Below are 1,793 nucleotides of genomic sequence, written 5' to 3'. Positions count from 1 at the left end.
AAGATATAGTTCTGAAGAATGAATTAATGAGTAAAATATTGGCTAAAATTATTTCAGAAACACCAACATATCACGATCGCTTACTAGAAACATATACACATTTAATATCTCGTTTTATTTGATGATTGAGATGAAGAAACAGACAGACTATGACAAGCATTAAGTGGTTAAACAAAATTAATTTAATTGCATATATCTAAAATATCAAAAACCAAAATTATGTTGATTATTTAAAGCTATCCAATCTTGACGATTTTTCAATTTCACATAAGCTGTTAAAATCTCCTGCTGTGAGTCTTGAATATTTTCTATATTTTTGACTTTTGAATGTCTTGAGTGCCTCTTACATTCTGAGGTATCCTCAGAATTACACACTCGCTTTTGACTTTTAACTTCGATATATCCTTTCCAACCTGAAAATTCATATTCCGCTCCTAATAATTCTGCCACATCAGCACGAGGAAAACCTGACATTCCAAAACCTTTGACCACATTTTCTTGATTCAGAATAGCAATACATTTAATCTGAACATTCTCGTTACTTTTGACTTTGAACTGTCTTGAGTGTGTCTTACATTCTGAGGAGACCTCAGAATTGCACACTCGCTTTTGACTTTTAACTTGACTTACCCATCCATTTACTCTAGCTGTAGTAGAAGAAAATTCAGTCACAGTGTCAAAATATCCCTGTAAATTTTCTGGTGGTTTTGCTGTTAATAAATCTGAGTTAATTTTTTTATCCAAATTTGCACAAAAATTATCCTTTTTTATATTTCGATTAAAAGGTACTAAACCATCAGCTTTTAAAGCATCTACTAAACCTAAAAAAGCAGCAGGTCGGTTGCCTACTTTTTCTTTAATTAAAACCGGGTCAGAAATGCCAAGTTGTAAGGATAATCCTACTAAAGGTTGATAAGTTGCGCGATGAGCAATTTCTCTAAAAGTTTCCGTACCTACTCGATACATTAATATAGTTAAAACAGTCAAAACTGCCACCAATGGCATAACAAAATACCACTGTTTTTTGAGAGTAAGTTGCTGTTGTTGGAGCAATAAGAAAATTAGGATAATTAGACTTAACCAAAATAGAGAAGGTAGAGTAGCATAACGAGAAGCGATCGCTTGTTCTATTCCAAAACCAGAACGACTAACTGCTGCCATTAAAGCGGTGCCAAAAGTATAAATTATTATTGATAACCAAGGCAACCAATCTTGAGGATAAATTACAAATAACCAATAAATTAAAAATATTCCTGCTAAAACTAATCCTACCCAACCTATTGCGGAAGCGACGGGAATATTATGAGTAAAAATTGCTCCTAAATAAACAGGAATGTAGGTAACTATATCAATAAAATTCAGTTTAGATAATGAGGGATGATGAGAGGGTGTTGTGTAGGTTAGGAAATAAATGCCTATTACTAAAACAGAAAAAAATAGATAACAGATAGTAAATTTTTTGGGCAATTTATATAGAATAGCAACTGCACATAATATCGGCCAAATTCCTAGAGCGGTACTATAACTAATACATCCTAAAATTCCCAAAATTATACTGGCAATAGCAAATCTATTTTGTTGAGATTCTAGTAATTTTTTTACACAAAAGATTGAAGCAATAACAAATAAATTAGCAATTACCCAATGTACTCCACTATATCCGCGCATCCAGTTATGAGCAGCAGCAGGGGTAAAGTTAAAAACTGAGATGAATAAAATTAATAATAAAAGTATAGGACGATATTTTGTGAGAGTATTAGCTACTAATGCAATTAACAAAATTCCCTGAGCAA

1 protein-coding gene is annotated in these 1,793 nt (G+C 32.2%); it reads right to left on the bottom strand.

What is annotated here, in order from left to right; translation table 11 throughout:
* Positions 1-204 precede the first annotated feature (204 nt).
* The coding region (locus tag F6K13_RS31540; RefSeq protein ID WP_287289644.1) for a hypothetical protein at positions 205-1,793 on the bottom strand (1,589 nt) is incomplete at its 5' end.

Source organism: Okeania sp. SIO2B9, assembly GCF_010672505.1.
Lineage (GTDB): Bacteria > Cyanobacteriota > Cyanobacteriia > Cyanobacteriales > Microcoleaceae > Okeania > Okeania hirsuta.
Note: the sequence above shows the minus strand (reverse complement) of the source record. Positions and strands in the feature narration are given on the sequence as shown.